General features: G+C 73.0%; 16 protein-coding genes. 12 read left to right on the top strand and 4 right to left on the bottom strand.

Annotated features, from left to right (window positions below):
- Positions 1–4 precede the first annotated feature (4 nt).
- From AC3E6M_RS15355 to AC3E6M_RS15315, 9 genes are all read left to right on the top strand, one after another.
- Positions 5–1,147: an acyl-CoA dehydrogenase family protein gene (locus AC3E6M_RS15355; protein WP_252370963.1), complete on the top strand. Its 1,143-nt coding sequence runs from the start codon at positions 5–7 to the stop codon at positions 1,145–1,147.
- Between the two features lie 227 nt (positions 1,148–1,374).
- A complete protein-coding gene (locus AC3E6M_RS15350; RefSeq protein ID WP_138178169.1) occupies positions 1,375–3,021 on the top strand; it encodes an ABC transporter substrate-binding protein in 1,647 nt (548 codons plus the stop codon).
- A gap of 8 nt (positions 3,022–3,029) precedes the next feature.
- Positions 3,030–4,028, top strand: a complete 999-nt coding sequence (locus AC3E6M_RS15345; RefSeq protein WP_138178166.1) for an ABC transporter permease — start codon at positions 3,030–3,032, stop codon at positions 4,026–4,028.
- Positions 4,025–4,873 (top strand): ABC transporter permease, encoded by an 849-nt coding sequence (locus tag AC3E6M_RS15340; RefSeq protein WP_138178163.1) that lies wholly within the window; start codon positions 4,025–4,027, stop codon positions 4,871–4,873. Before AC3E6M_RS15345 ends, AC3E6M_RS15340 begins: the two co-directional genes overlap by 4 nt.
- 3 nt (positions 4,874–4,876) lie before the next feature.
- The gene (locus tag AC3E6M_RS15335; protein ID WP_138178161.1) at positions 4,877–6,496 is read left to right on the top strand and encodes a dipeptide ABC transporter ATP-binding protein; all 1,620 of its coding nucleotides are present in this window, start codon (positions 4,877–4,879) and stop codon (positions 6,494–6,496) included.
- A 27-nt stretch (positions 6,497–6,523) separates the two neighbouring features.
- Positions 6,524–7,636 (top strand): LLM class flavin-dependent oxidoreductase, encoded by a 1,113-nt coding sequence (locus AC3E6M_RS15330; protein ID WP_394529743.1) that lies wholly within the window; start codon positions 6,524–6,526, stop codon positions 7,634–7,636.
- Entirely contained in the window at positions 7,633–7,809 is a 177-nt protein-coding gene (locus AC3E6M_RS15325) for a hypothetical protein (RefSeq protein WP_171024391.1), read from the top strand. Before AC3E6M_RS15330 ends, AC3E6M_RS15325 begins: the two co-directional genes overlap by 4 nt.
- Positions 7,806–8,819, top strand: a complete 1,014-nt coding sequence (locus AC3E6M_RS15320; protein WP_138177888.1) for an LLM class flavin-dependent oxidoreductase — start codon at positions 7,806–7,808, stop codon at positions 8,817–8,819. The genes AC3E6M_RS15325 and AC3E6M_RS15320 overlap by 4 nt, the downstream gene beginning before the upstream one ends.
- Positions 8,816–10,123, top strand: a complete 1,308-nt coding sequence (locus AC3E6M_RS15315) for an FAD-binding oxidoreductase (protein ID WP_138177890.1) — start codon at positions 8,816–8,818, stop codon at positions 10,121–10,123. Before AC3E6M_RS15320 ends, AC3E6M_RS15315 begins: the two co-directional genes overlap by 4 nt.
- Here the strand turns inward: AC3E6M_RS15315 and AC3E6M_RS15310 are convergent.
- Positions 10,117–10,626, bottom strand: coding sequence for a DUF4188 domain-containing protein (locus tag AC3E6M_RS15310; RefSeq protein ID WP_138177892.1), 510 nt, complete (start codon positions 10,624–10,626; stop codon positions 10,117–10,119). The genes AC3E6M_RS15315 and AC3E6M_RS15310 overlap by 7 nt on opposite strands.
- 71 nt (positions 10,627–10,697) lie before the next feature.
- Between AC3E6M_RS15310 and AC3E6M_RS15305 the strand changes: the two genes are divergently transcribed.
- The gene (locus AC3E6M_RS15305; RefSeq protein WP_138177894.1) at positions 10,698–11,309 is read left to right on the top strand and encodes a MerR family transcriptional regulator; all 612 of its coding nucleotides are present in this window, start codon (positions 10,698–10,700) and stop codon (positions 11,307–11,309) included.
- Between the two features lie 34 nt (positions 11,310–11,343).
- Here AC3E6M_RS15305 and AC3E6M_RS15300 read toward each other — a convergent pair whose 3' ends face one another.
- Positions 11,344–11,634 carry a DUF4287 domain-containing protein gene (locus AC3E6M_RS15300; protein WP_138177896.1) on the bottom strand — a complete coding sequence of 97 codons (291 nt, stop codon included), beginning with the start codon at positions 11,632–11,634 and terminating at the stop codon, positions 11,344–11,346.
- A gap of 41 nt (positions 11,635–11,675) precedes the next feature.
- On the opposite strand from AC3E6M_RS15300, the gene AC3E6M_RS15295 reads away from it, so the two are divergent.
- Together AC3E6M_RS15295 and AC3E6M_RS15290 are read left to right on the top strand one after the other, a co-directional pair.
- Positions 11,676–12,647, top strand: coding sequence for a GNAT family N-acetyltransferase (locus tag AC3E6M_RS15295; protein ID WP_138177898.1), 972 nt, complete (start codon positions 11,676–11,678; stop codon positions 12,645–12,647).
- A complete protein-coding gene (locus AC3E6M_RS15290; protein WP_171024392.1) occupies positions 12,644–14,458 on the top strand; it encodes a hypothetical protein in 1,815 nt (604 codons plus the stop codon). Before AC3E6M_RS15295 ends, AC3E6M_RS15290 begins: the two co-directional genes overlap by 4 nt.
- A gap of 34 nt (positions 14,459–14,492) precedes the next feature.
- On the opposite strand, the gene AC3E6M_RS15285 is transcribed toward AC3E6M_RS15290, so the two are convergent.
- Complete coding sequence (locus AC3E6M_RS15285; protein ID WP_138177902.1) at positions 14,493–14,714, bottom strand: hypothetical protein; 222 nt, start codon at positions 14,712–14,714, stop codon at positions 14,493–14,495.
- Between the two features lie 57 nt (positions 14,715–14,771).
- A complete protein-coding gene (locus tag AC3E6M_RS15280; protein ID WP_394529746.1) occupies positions 14,772–15,761 on the bottom strand; it encodes a DNA-3-methyladenine glycosylase family protein in 990 nt (329 codons plus the stop codon).
- Positions 15,762–15,818: the final 57 nt, after the last annotated feature.

Raw genomic sequence — 15,818 nt, 5'->3', positions numbered from 1 at the left:
GAGCATGACTGCCTCTCCGACCCTCTCGCGCCTCGACCTCGGCGCCCTCACCGCTTCCGTCGCTGAAACCGCCGAGCGCTACGACCGCTCGGGCGACTTCCCCGCCGACGGCCTCGCCGCCGCGCACCGCGCGGGCGTCTTCCAGGCGGTGATCGGCGAACGCTTCGGCGGCGACGGGGTCGATGCGCTCGAGCGGCTGCGCATCCTGCAGGCCATCGGCCGGGGCGACCCCTCGGTGGCCCTCATCGTCGCCAACACCCTCGCGACCCATATCGCCCAGATCGATCGCGACGTGTGGCCGGCGCACCTGTACGAGCAGGTCGTCGCCGAGACCGCCGAGCGGCCCGTCTCGATCAACACCGCGCGCGCCGAACCCGAGCTGGGCGCGCCCGCACGCGGGGGGCTTCCCGCCACCACGGTCCGGCGCACCGCGGGCGGCTGGGCCGTGACGGGGCGGAAGGCCTACGTCACCGCCAGCACCGGCCTCGATTACCACCTGGTGTGGGCGAGGACCGACGACCCCGAGCCGCGGGTCGGGCATCTCATCGTCCGCGGCGATGCGCCCGGCATCACGATCATCCCCACGTGGGACCACCTGGGCCTGCGGGCCAGCTCCACCCACGACGTCGTCTACGACGGTGTCGAAGCGCCCGCGGACCACTTCCTCGAGATCCCGTACACGGGGGTCTACCGCGACCCGGCGGCCCAGGCCGGCGCCCTCGGGCTCACGCACGCCGCGCTCTACGTCGGCGTCGCGCGCGCGGCGCAGGACTTCTTCACCCGCTTCGCCCACGACCGCGTGCCCGCGGGGCTCGGGCGTCCGATCGCGACGACCGAGCGCATCCAGACGGTGGCCGGCGAGATCGAGGCGCAGCTCGTGCAGGCAGAGACCCTGCTGTACGGCGTGACCGAGCGCGCGGTGGCCGGCGACGCGGAGGCGGTGGCGCGCGTCCCGCTCGCGAAGATCCTGATCGTGCGCTCCGCGATCGCCGCGGTCGAGACCGCGGTCGCGGCCCTCGGCAATCCCGCGCTGAGTCGGTCGAACCCCCTCGAGCGACACCTGCGCGACGTCCTCTCCGCTCGCGTCCATCCTCCGCAGGAGGACTCGGCGCTCCTCGCCGCGGGGAAGCGGGCCCTCGGCCTCTGACGCAACACGGCGTCATGCGCGCGGGCCTCCCCGCCGCCGCGACATGACCCGCCACCCCCTCGAAACCCCCGGAATCCCGCGGATCCCGGGGGTTTCGGCATCCATCATCCGGACCGATCGTTTCCCATCGGTCGTCGTCGTTGGACGCTCCCGCGGACCGCGCCGAGACTCGCTGCAGAGTTCCCGGCCGTGCACCGCGGTCGGTTCCCCGACGAAGGATCGCCACCATGTCCGCATTCCCGAAGCGCCGACGCCGAGCCGCCCTCGGCGCGGCCCTCGCCCTGTCCTTGACCCTCCTCGCCGGGTGCGCCGGCACCACGCCGGCTGCGGCGCCCACCGACTCCGCCCCGGTCGAGGGCGGCGACGTCGTCTTCCTCATCAACTCGCTCGGCAGCAGCTGGGTGCCCAACGAGAGCTCGATCTCGAGCTACCAGGGCAACATCTGGGGCCAGGTCACCGACAAGCTCGTCTACGTCGACGACAAGGGCGAGGTGTCGCCCTGGATCGCCGAGAGCTGGGAGCAGAACACTGATGCCACCGAGTTCACGCTGCACCTGAAGGACGGCGTCACGTTCTCGGACGGCGCGCCGCTGGACGCCGGCGCCGTCGTCGCCAACCTCGACTCGTGGGCGTTCGGCAGCGCCGACAAGGGCATCGCGCCGATCGGGCTGTTCCCGAAGACCTACCGGAAGTCCACCGCCGTCGACGCGAAGACGGTCGCGGTGACCTTCTCCGCTCCGACTCTCGGCTTCATCCCGACCCTCGGCTACCACGGCTCGATCCTCGTCTCGCCGAAGACGCTCGCGCTGAGCAAGGAGGAGCAGGGCGACCTCGACAACTTCTCCGGCTCGGGCCCCTTCACCATCCGAAGCTGGGCCGACGGCGACGACGTGGTGCTCCAGAAGCGCGACGACTACCAGTGGGGCCCCGCAGCCCTCGGCCACCCCGGCCCGGCCTACCTCGACACGCTGACGTACAAGCAGGTCGCCGAGTCCAGCACCCGGATCGGCGCGCTGACGTCGGGTCAGGCGCAGGTCATCTACAACGTGCAGCCGAGCGAGATCACGAGCCTCACCGCCCAGGGATTCGTCGCCGGTCTGCCGCGCTACCTCGGATTCACCAACGGCTACCGCGTGAACGTGCAGTCCGCGCCGTTCGACGACGTGCGCGTGCGGCAGGCCCTGCAGCACGGCATCGACCGCGAGCAGATCCTCGACACCGTCTACACCGAAGGGTGGGAGGCCGCCCAGGGACTCATCCAGAGCAACGTCCCCGAAGCCACCGACCACTCGGCCGAATTCGCCTACGACCCCGAGGCGTCCGCCGCCCTGCTCGACGAGGCGGGATGGGTGAAGGGCGCCGACGGCACCCGCTCGAAGGGCGGACAGCCCCTCGAAGTGACCCTCTACGCCAACCCGTACCTGGCCACGTCGGCCTCGATCGACGAGCTCGTCGCGCACCAGCTCGGCGACCTCGGCTTCACGGTGACCGTGCAGACGTACGATGTGGCGACCTTCGGCGAGAAGGTGAAGCCGGATGCCACGACCCCGCTGTACGAGATCACCCGGTCCTTCATCGACGTGGGCACGGTCGCGAGCATCCTCACCAACGCCAACAAGGGCGAGGACTGGTTCGGCGTCGGCGAGAGCGACCCCACGCTGAACGGCCTGCGCGACCGCATCGCCCGCGCCACCGACCGCGACGCGAGAGCGAGCGCCGTGGACGAACTCCAGACGTACGTCCTCGAACAGGGGCTGTTCGTGCCGATCACGCAGATCGTGCAGCGCATCTACGTCCAGAGCCCGAAGCTGCAGGGCGTGACGTACAACGGCGTCGCGATCGCGAACTACGCCACGGCGTACCTGCAGAAGTAGGACGCCCGATGAACCCCACCTACCTGTTCTTCGCGGCCAAGCGCCTCGGCCAAGCGGTCGTGGTGGTGCTGCTGGCCTACGTGCTGACGTTCGTGGTGATCAGCGTGCTCCCCGGCGATCCGCTCACGAGCACCCTGCGCAACCCCGAGAACGGATTCACCGAGGACGAGATCCAGCGGATGGTGGAGTTCTACGGACTGGACCGCCCGGTGTGGGTCCAGCTCGTCGAGGCGCTCTCGCGCTTCGTCCGCGGTGACCTCGGGATCTCGCTGAGGTCGAGCCGACCGGTGGCGACGATCGTGGGAGACGCCCTGCCGTCGACGTTCGCCTTGGCGGCGTCGGCGCTGGGCGTCGCCCTCGTGCTCGCCTTCGTCATCGCCTACGGCACCCAGGTGCTCCCGCGCCGCGCGGCACAGCTCCTCCGGTCGGTTCCGGCGCTGTTCCTCTCGGTGCCGAACTTCGTCATCGGCCTGCTCCTGCTGAACGTGTTCGCGTTCCAGCTCGGGCTGTTCTCGGTGATCGCCCCGGACGCCCCCGTGGCCACGTTCTTCGCGGCGGTGGCACTCGGCATCCCGGTGTCGGCTCAGATCGCGCAGGTCCTCGTGACGGGCCTCGATCACGAGTTCGTCCAGGACTACGCCGTGGTCGCCTACGCCCGGGGGCTCGGGCGGGCGCGCCTGTTCTTCGCCCACCTGCTCAAGCCCTCGGCCCTCCCGGTCGTGACGATCATCGCCCTGACGGTGGGGGAGCTGCTCGGCGGCGCCCTCATCACCGAGACGGTGTTCGGTCGGGCCGGCATCGGCAGCGTCGTGCAGACGGCCGTCGCCACGCAAGACCTCCCGGTGCTCCAGGCGGTGGTGGCGCTGGCCGCGGTGGTGTTCGTCGCGGTGAACCTCCTCGCGGACCTCCTCTACCCCGTCCTCGACCCGCGCGTGTCCGTGCTCCCGTCGCGCCGCGCCGCGGCCTCCGCCACCCCCGTCCCCCTCCCGGAAGCGAGCGTCCGATGACCGCCGTGCTCTCCCCGGTTCTGCCCGGCTCCGACCCGGTGCGCGGTTTCCGCCGCGGCATACCGGTCGCCGTGGTCGTGTCGGCCTTCGTCCTACTGATCGTCACGGCCTGGGCCGTCGCGCCGGGGCTGTTCACGGCATCCGATCCGATCGTCGGCGACACGAGCGAAAAGCTGCTCGCGCCCAGCGCCGCGCACTGGTTCGGTACCGACAACCTCGGCCGCGACCTCTTCACCCGCGTCGTCTACGGAACACGGTCGTCGGTGCTGAGCGCCCTGATCGCCGTGGCGATCGCGGTCGTCATCGGCGGGCTGCTGGGACTGGTCGCGGGCTTCTTCGGCGGTCTGGTGGACGTCGTCACGGCCCGCGTCGTGGACGTGCTGCTGGCGATCCCCAGCTTCCTGCTCGCTGTCGTGGTCGTCAGCTCCCTCGGGTTCCAGACCGTCAACGCCGCGATCGCGACGGGCGTCTCGGCCGTCGCGGTCTTCGCCCGGGTCATGCGGTCCGAGGCTCTCAAGGTCCGCGGCACCGTGTACGTCGAGGCCGCCCAGCTGCAGGGCGGTTCCCGGTGGCACGTCCTCCTGACCCACGTCCTGCCCAACGCCTCACGCTCCGTCCTGGCGCTCGCCGTGCTGCAGTTCGGGGTGTCGATCCTCGTCATCGCGGGGCTGGCGTTCCTCGGCTACGGCGACCCGCCCCCGGCATCCGACTGGGGCCTGCTGGTCTCGGCGGGCAAGGACTACCTCGTGTCGAGCCCGTGGCTCGTCTACGCCCCCTCGGCGGTCATCGTCGTCGTCGTGCTGTCGATCAACCGGGTCAGCCGCTGGCTGCGAGCGAAGGACTGAGCCATGACCGAACCCCTCCTCGCCGTCCGCGACCTGTCGGTGTCGTACGGCGGACGCCGCGTCGTCAGCGACGTCTCCTTCGATCTGCGCGCCGGTCGCAGCCTCGCCCTCATCGGCGAGTCCGGATCGGGCAAGTCGACGATCGCGAAGGCCGTGCTGCGCCTGCTCCCGCGCGACTCCGGTCGCGCCGAAGGGCGTGTCCTGCTCGACGGCGACGATGTGCTCGCCCTGTCTCCGGCGCGGTTCCGACCGTTGCGCGGTCGCCGTCTCGGCTTCGTGCCCCAGGACCCGGCGTCGGCCCTCAACCCCGTTCGCACCATCGGCGCGCAGGCCCACGAGGCGGCCGCGTTGACGGGGGAGCGGGATGCCGCACGCCGGCGCGCCGCCATCCTGGAGGTCTTCGAGCGCGTCGGGCTCGCCGACCCGGAGCGCGTCTACCGCTCGTATCCCCACCAGCTCTCCGGCGGCATGCTGCAGCGTGTCCTCATCGGCCTGGCGGTGCTGCCCTCGCCCGCGCTGCTCGTCGCCGACGAGCCCACCAGCGCCCTGGACGTGACGATCCAGAAGCGGATCCTCGATCTGCTCACGGAGCTGCGGACGTCGCTCGGCATCGGCCTCCTCCTCATCACGCACGATCTCGCCCTCGCCGCCGAGCGCGCCGACGACCTCGTCGTCCTCCGCGACGGCACGATCCAGGAGGCGGGGCCGGTGGCCGAGGTGTTCGCCGCGCCCCGCTCGGCCTACGCCGCCGCCCTGCGCGCCGACGTGCCGGCCCTCGCGCCCGACCGCTACCGCGCGACGCTCGCCGCGCGCCGCATCGACGCGTCGCACCCGGCGGTGCGGGTCGAGGGCGCCGTGAAGACGTTCCGCATCGGTGGGGAGGAGCTCCGCGCCGTCGACGACGTGTCCTTCGCCGTGGCCGCGGGCAGCACCCACGCCCTCGTGGGTGAATCGGGGTCGGGTAAGACCACGACGGTCCGCCTCCTGCTGGGGCTGGAGACCCCGGATGCCGGCGACCTGCGGGTCGCGGGGGAGTCGGTGCACGGGCGCTCCCGGCGCGCGCTGCGCGACGTGCGCCGGCACCTGCAGCTGGTGTACCAGAACCCGTTCACCTCGCTCGATCCCTCGTGGCACGTCGAGAGCCTCGTCCGTGAACCGCTCGACCGGTACCGCGTCGGCGACCGCCGAGCGCGACGCGAGGCCGTCCGCGCGGCGCTGTCGGCGGTGGGGCTGCGCGAACACCTGTGGCGGCGGCGGGCCGCGGCGCTCTCGGGCGGGCAGCGTCAGCGGGTCGCGATCGCGCGCGCCCTCGTGCTCGAACCCGACGTCCTCGTGCTCGACGAACCCACGAGCGCCCTCGACGTCACCGTGCAGGCCGAGATCCTCGACGTCCTCGCGCGTCTGCAGGTCGAGCGCGGGCTGACCTACCTCTTCGTCTCGCACGACCTGGCCCTCGTACGCCAGATCGCCGACACCGTCACGGTGCTGCGCCACGGGCGCGTCGTCGAGCACGGGCCCGCCGCCGAGGTGCTCGAGAACCCTCGGCATCCCTACACCCAGTCCCTCGTCGCCGCGGTCCCCGATCCGCGCGGCATCCGACCCGCCGTGCCCGTCACGGCCTGAACCGCAGCTCTCCAGAGAGGAACCCCCATGCCCATCGAATTCGTCAACATGGTCGGCAGCCGCCCGCCCGGTGCCCCCGCCCGCAGCGGCAGCACCTTCACCACCCCCATCGACGTGGACTGGCTCCGCCACTACGCGCGCACGATCGAGACGTACGGCTTCGACTACACCCTCATCCCCTACGCGTCGGCGAGCGCCGATCAGTACGCGCTCGCCGCGACGGTCCTGGCGGCGACCCGCTCGCTGAAGACCGTCGTCGCGGTCCGCCCGAACTCGGCCTTCCCGACGGTCGCCGCGCAGGGCCTGTCGACGCTCGACCAGCTGTCGGGCGGGCGCGCCCTCGTGCACATCATCTCGGGCGGCAGCGACCAGGAGCAGGCGCGCCAGGGCGACTACCTCGACAAGGAGCAGCGCTACCGCCGCTCGTCGGAGTTCATCCAGATCCTGCGCCGGGTGTGGACCGAGAGCGCCCCGTTCTCGCACGACGGGGAGTTCTACCGCTTCGACGGCTTCGGTCCCGGATACGCCACGCATTCCGGCGGCGCACTGCCGGTGTCGCTCGGCGGATCCAGCGAGTTCGCGTACGCCTCGGGCGGCGCGCACGCCGACATCTTCGCCCTGTGGGGCGAGCCGCTGGCCCAGACGGCCGAGCAGATCGACCGCGTCTACGCCCACGCCCGCGCGTCCGGTCGCACGGACCGCATCCGGTTCTGGGTGACCTTCCGCCCGGTCGTCGCCGCGACCGACGCCCTCGCGCGCGAGAAGGCGCGCGGCATCCTCGAGGCGGCCCGACCGTTCTACGAGAAGGTCAAGGACATCAACAGCACGAACGTCGGATCCGTGCGGCTGCGGGAACTCTCGGAGCAGTCCGAGGAGCACGACGGCGGGGTCCTCTGGACGCCGCGGGGCGTGGCCGGTTCCGGCGGGGCGTCGTCGCTGCTGGTCGGGTCGCCCGAGACCGTCGCCGAGGCGATCGTGCGGTACGTCGAACTCGGGGCCGACATCGTGTCGCTCCCCACGCTCGGCGACCTCAACGACGCGGTGGATGCCGGGCGCCTGGTGATCCCGCTCGTGCGGGACGAGGTCGCACGCCGCGGCATCGACCCCGAGGTCGTGTTCGCCCGCCGGGACGTGGCGTGAGCGGACGACGACTGATCGTCGGGCTGCTGGCGAGGCGGACGGGCGCGGCGGCCCCGCTCGCGCACGCCGTGCAGCGGGCGGTGGGCGCCCTCGCCGCGCGCGGCGGGCACCCCGGCACCGCGGCCCTGCCGCCCGAGGTGGCGGTCGCGGCCGGGGCGGCGGTGGCGTCGTGACCCTCCCCGAGCTGACGTTGGGCTTCCACACGCGCGTGCCGTTCGAGAGCGGGCGGGCGCCGGAGGGGCTCCGCGACGGGATCGCTCTCTTTCGCGAGGCCGAGGATCTGGGTTTCGACCGCGGGTGGGTGTACCAGCGGCACTTCGACAACTACCTCGCCGCCCCGCTCGTGTTCCTGCCGGTCGTCGCTCAGCACACCGCCCGCATCGGTCTCGGCACCGCGATCATCGGCATCCGCTACGAAGACCCGGTGCTGCTGGCCGAGGCCGCCTCCACCGCGGACCACCTCAGCGGCGGTCGCCTGCAGCTCGGCCTGGGCACGGGGCTCGGCGGTTTCGACCGCGCATTCGGGCAGGAGCCGAACGACGGCCGTGCGCAGTCCCTTCACCGTCTGGACGCCTTCCTCGCGGCCGTGCGGGGAGAGCCCGTCGGTTTCGCTCCGGACGGCTCGTCGCTGACCGTCCGCGGTGCGAGCCCCGCGCTGATCGAGCGCACGTGGTTCGGCGCGGGCTCGGTCGCTTCGGCGGAGCGCGTCGCCCGGCGCGGACTGAACCTCATGCTGAGCACGATCCTCACCGGAGACGTGGCGGACTACGAGGCGGAGCAGCGCGCCGCCGTCGAGACGTACCGGGACCGGCATCCGGTCCGTGCACGGACACGGGTGTCGGTGAGCCGATCGATCCTCCCCGCGACGTCGCCGAACCGCGCGCGGAGGTACGCCGCCTACGACGCCGACCGACGGGCGAACGGTCCGGCCGCGTCTCGACCGAGCGGCGCCGCGGCACCGACATCGGCGCCGCCGGGGGCCTTCACGATGAGTCCCGCCCTCCACGGGGAACCGTCGGCGGTCGTCGATGCCCTGCTCGCCGATCCCGCGGTCGCGGCCGCGGACGACCTCATCGCGTTCCTCCCGCCCGAGTTCGGTCTGACCGAGAGCACGCGTCTGCTCGAGGACATCGCCGCGCACGTCCTCCCCGCCCTCCGCGCCGAACGAAAGGTGCTCGCATGACCGTTCCCCCCACCGAGATCGACCGGGCCATCGACCGCTCCGGCCTGCGCCCGGGCGGCCGCCCCGTCGAGGTCGTCGTGGCGCGCGACGTCGCCGAGGTGCAGGAGACGCTCCGACGCGCGGCGGCATCCGGTCTCGCCGTCATCACGCGCGGCGCGGGCTCGGGTCTGGCCGGAGGAGCCGTCGCGGGGGAGGGGGCGCTCGTCCTCGACCTGTCGCAGCTCACCCGCATCCGCGCGATCGATCCGGTGGACGGCACGGCGGAGGTCGAGGCGGGGGTCATCACGGCGGATCTGGATGCCGCGGCCCGGGCGCAGGGCCTGATGTATGCGCCCGACCCCGGCAGCGTCGGCATCTCGACCGTCGGCGGCAACATTGCCACGAACGCCGGGGGCCTGCGCGGCGCGAAGTACGGGGTGACCCGCGATGCGGTGCTGTCGGTCGACGTCGTGCTCGCGGACGGCACGCTCGTGCGGCTCGGGCGTCCGACCATCAAGGGCGTCACGGGGTACGACCTCGCCGGTCTCGTCGTCGGCTCGGAGGGCACGCTCGGCATCGTCGTGGCGGCCCGCGTGCGGCTGCTGCCGGCGCCGCGGCGGACGGCGACGGCTTCGGCGTTCTTCGCGTCCCTGGAGGAGGCGGCGACCGCGGTGGCCGCGATCGCCGTCAGCGGTGCTCGGCCCGCGGTGCTCGAGATCCTCGACGGCGCGACCCTCGGCGCGATCGACGCCGCCGAGGGCACGGGGCTGCGCGGGCGCGGCGAGGCCCTGCTCCTCGCACAGACCGATGGTTTCGGCGCGGCGGAGGAGATGGGGGTCGTCGTGGACGCCATCGCCCCCACCGCAGCGCACGTCGAGTGGACCGAGGATGCCGACCGCGCCGCCGATCTGCTCCACGCGCGGCGGCAGGCGCTCCCCGCGCTCGAGCGGCTCGGTCGCCCGCTCATCGAGGACATCGCGGTCCCGCGCAGTCGGCTGGCGGAGGCGATCGCCGGCATCCGTCGGATCGCGGATCGCCGCGGCGTGGCGATCTTCGTCTTCGGTCACGCGGGCGACGGCAACCTGCACCCGATCATCGTCGTCGAGCACGGCGACGAGCTCCCCGCGAACGCGATCACCGCTGCCGACGACATCTTCGCCCTCGCTCTGGCCCTCGGCGGCACCGTGACCGCCGAGCACGGCGTCGGCCGGCTCAAGCGCGAGTGGGCACGGCGCGAGCTCGGCGAGGACGCGGTGCGACTGCACGACGAGATCAAGCGGGTGTTCGACCCCCGCGGCATCCTGAATCCGGGCAGCGGCTACTGAGCGGAGTCGGTCGCCGCGCGTGCCGGGGTGCGTCCGTCCGCCACGCGCGCGGCGGCGCGGTCGTGGCGTGCGCCGACGGGTACGGTCGACGTCGCCTTCGGCAGCCCCATGGGCGGGGTGGCCACGTAGATCGTCTCGGCCCGATCGACGACGTAGGTCTCGTGCCAGATGCCCACGGCGCCGGCGGCCTTGCGTGCGCGTTTGTGGAAGCGCGTCCAGGCCGGTCGGTGCGCCTGGGTGGGCGCGGAGGCGTAGGCGTACAGCTTCTCCAGCGACGACCAGTACTGCACGAGGTACGGACCCCGCGGGCCGAAGAGCATCGTGAAGCCGAGCAGGCCCGAGTCGGGGTCGACGCTCAGCTCGCGCAGCATCGGTCCCATCTCGCCGAAGATCGGCAGCCACGCGTCGGGCCGCCACCAGCGGTTGATCGTCATGCCGATGTGGAACAGGACCAGTTCGCCGTCGTGCTGGTGCGTCATGCGCCCCGGATTGATGGATGCCATGGGTCCGTCCTCACTCGATAGTGCCACTATCTAGTATTGGATAGTATGGCTATCCAGTCAAGGGGGAATCCATGCGGATCTCGGAACTCTCCGCCCGCAGCGGCGTCTCGGTCGCGACGATCAAGTACTACCTGCGCGAGCGCGTGCTCCCCGAGGGGGAGCGGGTCTCACCCACGCAAGCGACGTACGGCGAGGCGCACGTGCGGCGACTCGGGGTCATCCGCGCGCTCGTCGACGCCGGAGTGGGTATCGCCGGCGTGCGCAACGTCGTCGCGGTGCTGGAGAACCCGCCCGAGAGCCCGTACGCGCTCCTGGGGGAGGCCAGCGCCGCGGTGAATCCCCCCGAGGCGGACGACGATCTCGACCTCGGCCCCGCCCTGGCGCTCCTCGACCGTCTCGGCGGCGACACCGACGATTGCTACCCCGGTCAGCTCGCGGCCCTCGCCCGCGCACTGGCCGCGCTCGATCGCGCAGGCTTCGCCGTGCCCGCCCCTGTGCTCGCGTCGTACGTCGAGCACCTCAGGGCCATCGCGCAGGCGGAACTCGACGCCACCCCGACCGAATCCGCCGAGGCGGCCGTGCGCTACGTGGTGCTGGGCACCGTGCTCGTGGAACCGGTGATCCTCGCCCTGCGCCGCATCGCCGAACAGATCGCAGCCTCCCGGCGGTTCGGGCGCGACTGACCGGGACCCGCCCGGTCGGGCCCGACGGCGCCGGTCAGGCGTTCGGGTTCGTCGCCGCCCCGTCGAGCCAGAGCGTGTCGGTCGCGTCGGCGTGCGCGCCCCCGCTCCCGACGTGGGCGTCGCTGATCTTCGGACCCTTCGTGATCACGTGCACGAGCGCCATGCCGTGGCCGCGTCCCAGGTCGTGATCCTGTTTCAGCCACTCCAGGATCGGGGTGGCCTTCGTGTCGGGTCCGAACCCGCGCTCGTGCGCGAGATCGACCAGCTGCCGAGGGGTGAGCCCGGTCTTCTTCTCGACCGCGTCGAGGTACGCCTGGAACGACATGCCGTCACCTTAGCGTCCGGGGTGCGCGATAGCGTCGAGGGATGGCCGTCACGCTGCACCGGGCCCCCGTCGCCGAGATCCCCCCGCTCACCCTCTACCGCCTGCTGTGGCTGCGCGTGAGCGTCTTCGTCGTCGAGCAGGATGCCGCGTACCCCGAGATCGACGGGCGCGACATCGAGCCGGGCGCCGAACTGCTGTGGGCCCAAGATCCCTCTGGCGCGGTCCTGGCCACCCTGCGTCTGCTGCGCGAAGAGAAGAACACCCGCATCGGCCGAGTGGCGACGCTCCCCGCGGCGCGCGGGCGCGGACTCGCGGCCGACCTCATGCGCGCCGCCCTCGAGGTGCTCGACCGCGAGGCGCCCGGCATCCCTACCCTCCTCGACGCCCAAGCGCACCTGGCCGACTGGTACGGCCGCTTCGGTTTCGTCGTCTCGGGGGAGCCGTTCGCAGAGGACGGCATCCCGCACGTCCCGATGCGCCGCACGCGACTGACGACCGAACGGCTCGTCCTGCGGGAGTGGGCGGACGCTGCCGACGATCGGGCGTTCCTGTTCGACCTCTATCGGCGCGCCGAGGTGCGCCGGTACATCGGCGACGGGCGGGTCATGACGGATGCCGCCGAGGTCGATGAGCTGCTCGCACGCTGGACCGCGCGCGCGGACGGTGTGCTCGGAGTGCGGGCCGTGACCACCTCCGAGGGCGAGCGCCTCGGTGCGGTCCTGCTGAAGCCGATCCCCTGGTCCGCAGGCGTCGGCGGCGGGCGCCCCGAAGATGTCGAGATCGGTTGGCACTTCCACCCGGATGCCTGGGGGAGCGGGGTCGCGTCCGAGGCTGCGGCGGCGGTCCTCGCCCTCGCCCACGAGAGCGGCCTCCGGCGGATCGTCGCGGTGACTCACCCCGAGAACACCGCGTCGCAAGCCGTCGCGCGCCGCATCGGCATGCTCCCCGCCGGCGAGACCGGCGACTACTACGACACGACGTGCGCGCTGTTCGTCTCGGAGCGGCCCTCGTGAGAAGGATCGCCGCCGGGGCTGTCGCATTGGTCTGTGCGCTCGTGCTCTCGGGGTGCGGTCTGCAGTTCTCGCTGGGCTTCGGCACCGAGAAGGACGGCCGGTTCGACGGCACCGAGATCACCGTGCCCGTGCTCTACGCCAGCGGCACGAAGGGCGTCCTCGCCACCCAGCGCATCACGGCCGCGTCGGCCGAAGGGGCGGGGCTCAGCATCGACATCACCGAGAACGACGTCAGCGGCGTCGATCCCGTGACGCAGTCGGCGACCTGGACCGCCGTGACCGCGGCGACTCTGCTCACCGGGGCGCGGCCCGACACGGCCTACACGTTTGGGTTCGACACCCGCATCGCGACTCCCGCCGCGGGGGCCGTCACCGCCGTCGGTGTCCTCGCGCTGTACTACGGCACCGAGATCCTGCCGGGGGTGGCGCTGTCCGGAGCGGTCACGCCGTTCGGGGCGATCCGGCCGGTGCCCGGGCTCGCCGAACAGGTCACGGCCGCGATCGAGGCCGGAGGCGTCGACACGATCCTCGTGCCCGCGGGGCAACGCATCGTCCGCGACGCTCAGGGCGGCACCGTCGACCTCGACCAGCTCGCCGCGACGGGGGGCATGACGGTCTCCGAGGTCGCCGACATCGCCGGCGCGTATGCCGTGATGACCGGGGAGGACCTCCCCGCAGAAGCGTTCCCGACGCCGGCCGCCTCGCCCTCACCGCTGCCGACGGCGCCCGATCCCGGTGGGGACGGGGCGGCATCCGACGGGGCGCTGAGCGACGCGCGGGACGCCACGATCGCCCGCGCCTCCGAAGCCCTCGACGTCGCCGTCGATCCCACGGCCATCGCGCAGGCGCGCTCCGCCCTCGCACGCGCGGACGACCTGCGCGCCGCGGGCGACACGGTGGGGGCGCTCGCCGCGGCGACGACCGCCGCCGACGCGGCAGTGCTCGGCGCGGTGCCCGCGACCTCGACCGACGCCGCGACGGCGCAGGCCGAGCAGACACTCGCCGCCGCGGGCGATCTCCTGACCGACCTGTCGGCGCGCGAGCCCGCGTCGGTCGGCGAAGCCGATGCCGTGCTCCGGGCCGCCACGGCGACGGCCGAGGCCTATGCCCTGGCGCACTACGCCACGACCTCCCTCGCCGCCGCCGACGAGCCCGACGTGGCCCGCGCGGGCACCGCGGCGGCGCTCCTGGCGGCATCCGCCCTCGAGACCGCGCGCGCGACCGACGTATCGCCCGGCGAGCCCGCGACGACGCCGCTGTCCGGCGGCGCCGACCTCGACGGGGTGGCGTCGCTGCTGCGCCGCGCGGGCATCGCCGCCGAGGAGGCGTTCGCGTCCCGCGTCGTAGCCGGACGCGCGAAGGCGGACGATGTCTCCGACACCGTGGCGGCGGCGAAGCTGGCCGCCGCAGACCCGGAGACGCTCCGTGCCGTCGCCCTCGCGCACGCACGCGACGCCCTGGCCGAGATCGTCCCCGGCGACGACGGATGGGCGGCGCTCGGCATCGCCGTCGCGGGCTACACACGCGCCGCTCCCGCTCTCGCCGCGGCGCAGACCGTGCGGCCGCCGGCCGACGTCGACACCGCGGCGTCGACCGCGCGCCGCGTCGCGGTCGCCGCCGAGTACACGGGGCGAGCCGTCGACGTGCTCACCGGGACCGGCGCCGAGGTCCCGTTCGTGCGGGGAGCGCTCGCGGAGGCCGCGGCGTCGACCGCGGTCGATCCACCGTCGCCGTCGGGGGCCGCGGCCTACTCGGGGCCGTTCGTCGCGGCGCGGGTGCTCGCGTTCGCCGCGGGCATCGAACGGAGGTGACCCGCGAGACGGCTCGCCGCGGACGGGCGGGGTGTCAGAGCTCGACGCCGTTGTCGGGGTCGTTGACACCGACGTTGCGCCCGCGGCTGGACTCGAACGCGATCAGCCAGCCGATCGAGACGATCGCGGCGAGCAGGATGCCGAGTCCGACGTTCTGGAACACCAGACCGAACAGCACGCCGGCGCCGATCAGCACCACGGTGCCGAGGATCCAGTAGGTGCGTCCCCGAGGCCAGCCCGTTCCGGATTGCGTCATGCGCCCAGCCTAGAGGGCGCGCTCCCGCGGGTGCCCCCTCGTCGCCGACGCTCCTCGTCAGCGATCGCGGTGGTCCTCGGGGTGCAAGCGGGGCCCGCGGCGCGGCTCGAGGGCCGACCCCGCGGAGATCAGTCGGATGACCCGCTGGCGATGCCCCGCGAAGGGTTCGAGGAGCTCGAGCATGCCGTCGTCGTCGGTGCGGTGCCCGGTCAGCGCGTACCCCACCTGATGCGCGAGGTGGTAATCGCCGATGCTCACGGCATCCGGATCGCCGAAGGCGCGGATGCGCGTCTCGGCACTTGTCCATACGCCGACGCCCCGCAGGCTGATGAACACCCGATCGCGCGCCTCGCCGTCGGGGGCTTCGGTCGCCGCGCGGGCGATGGTCGCCCCGCGTCGCGCGGCCTCGACGATCGTGCGCGACTGCGGCGGCTCGAGACCGGCGCGATGCCAGGCCCACGACGGCACATGACGCCATCCCTCGACATCGGGTGGGGCGAACAAGGGGTGGGGCGTGGGCCCCGGGGCGCGCTCGCCGTACCACGTGACGATGCTCCGCCAGGCCGAGAACGCCTGCATGCCCGTGACCTTCTGCTCCATGATCGCGCTGACCAGGGCGTCGAACACGAGGTCGGTGCGTCCGATGCGCAGATCGGGATGCCGCCGATGCCACTCGGCGACCGACGGATGCCGCGACGCGTCGAATCCGTCGGGATCGTCGCTCGCTCCGCACAGGGCGGGGAGCTGATCGAGCGCCCAATCGGCGCCGGGGCCCCAGGCGGCCGCGCGGACGGTGCCGTCGGCGGTCCGTCGCAGGGCGAGCGTCGCGACCCCGTCGGGGGTGCGGCTCACCCGCCAGACGACGCCACCCGCCCCGAGGGATCCGGTCGCGGCGTACGTGGGGTCGTTGCGTCCGTGTCGTTGCGCGGCGACCGCGCGCCCGACGTCGACGGGCTGCCGCGGGCGGTACTCGGTTTCGACGGGTGCCGCGGACGCCGGGCTCGTCACGCGCGGCCGCAGCCGCGTGGACACCCGGGTCGATCTCATGCGGACACCCTACGTCCGCCCGCCGACATCGCCGCGGTCCGAGGGCGACCCGCCCGG

It is taken from the genome of Microbacterium sp. SCPM-O-B-15248 (M128), from assembly GCF_058214835.1.
This window is presented reverse-complemented; position numbering and strand designations above follow the sequence as displayed.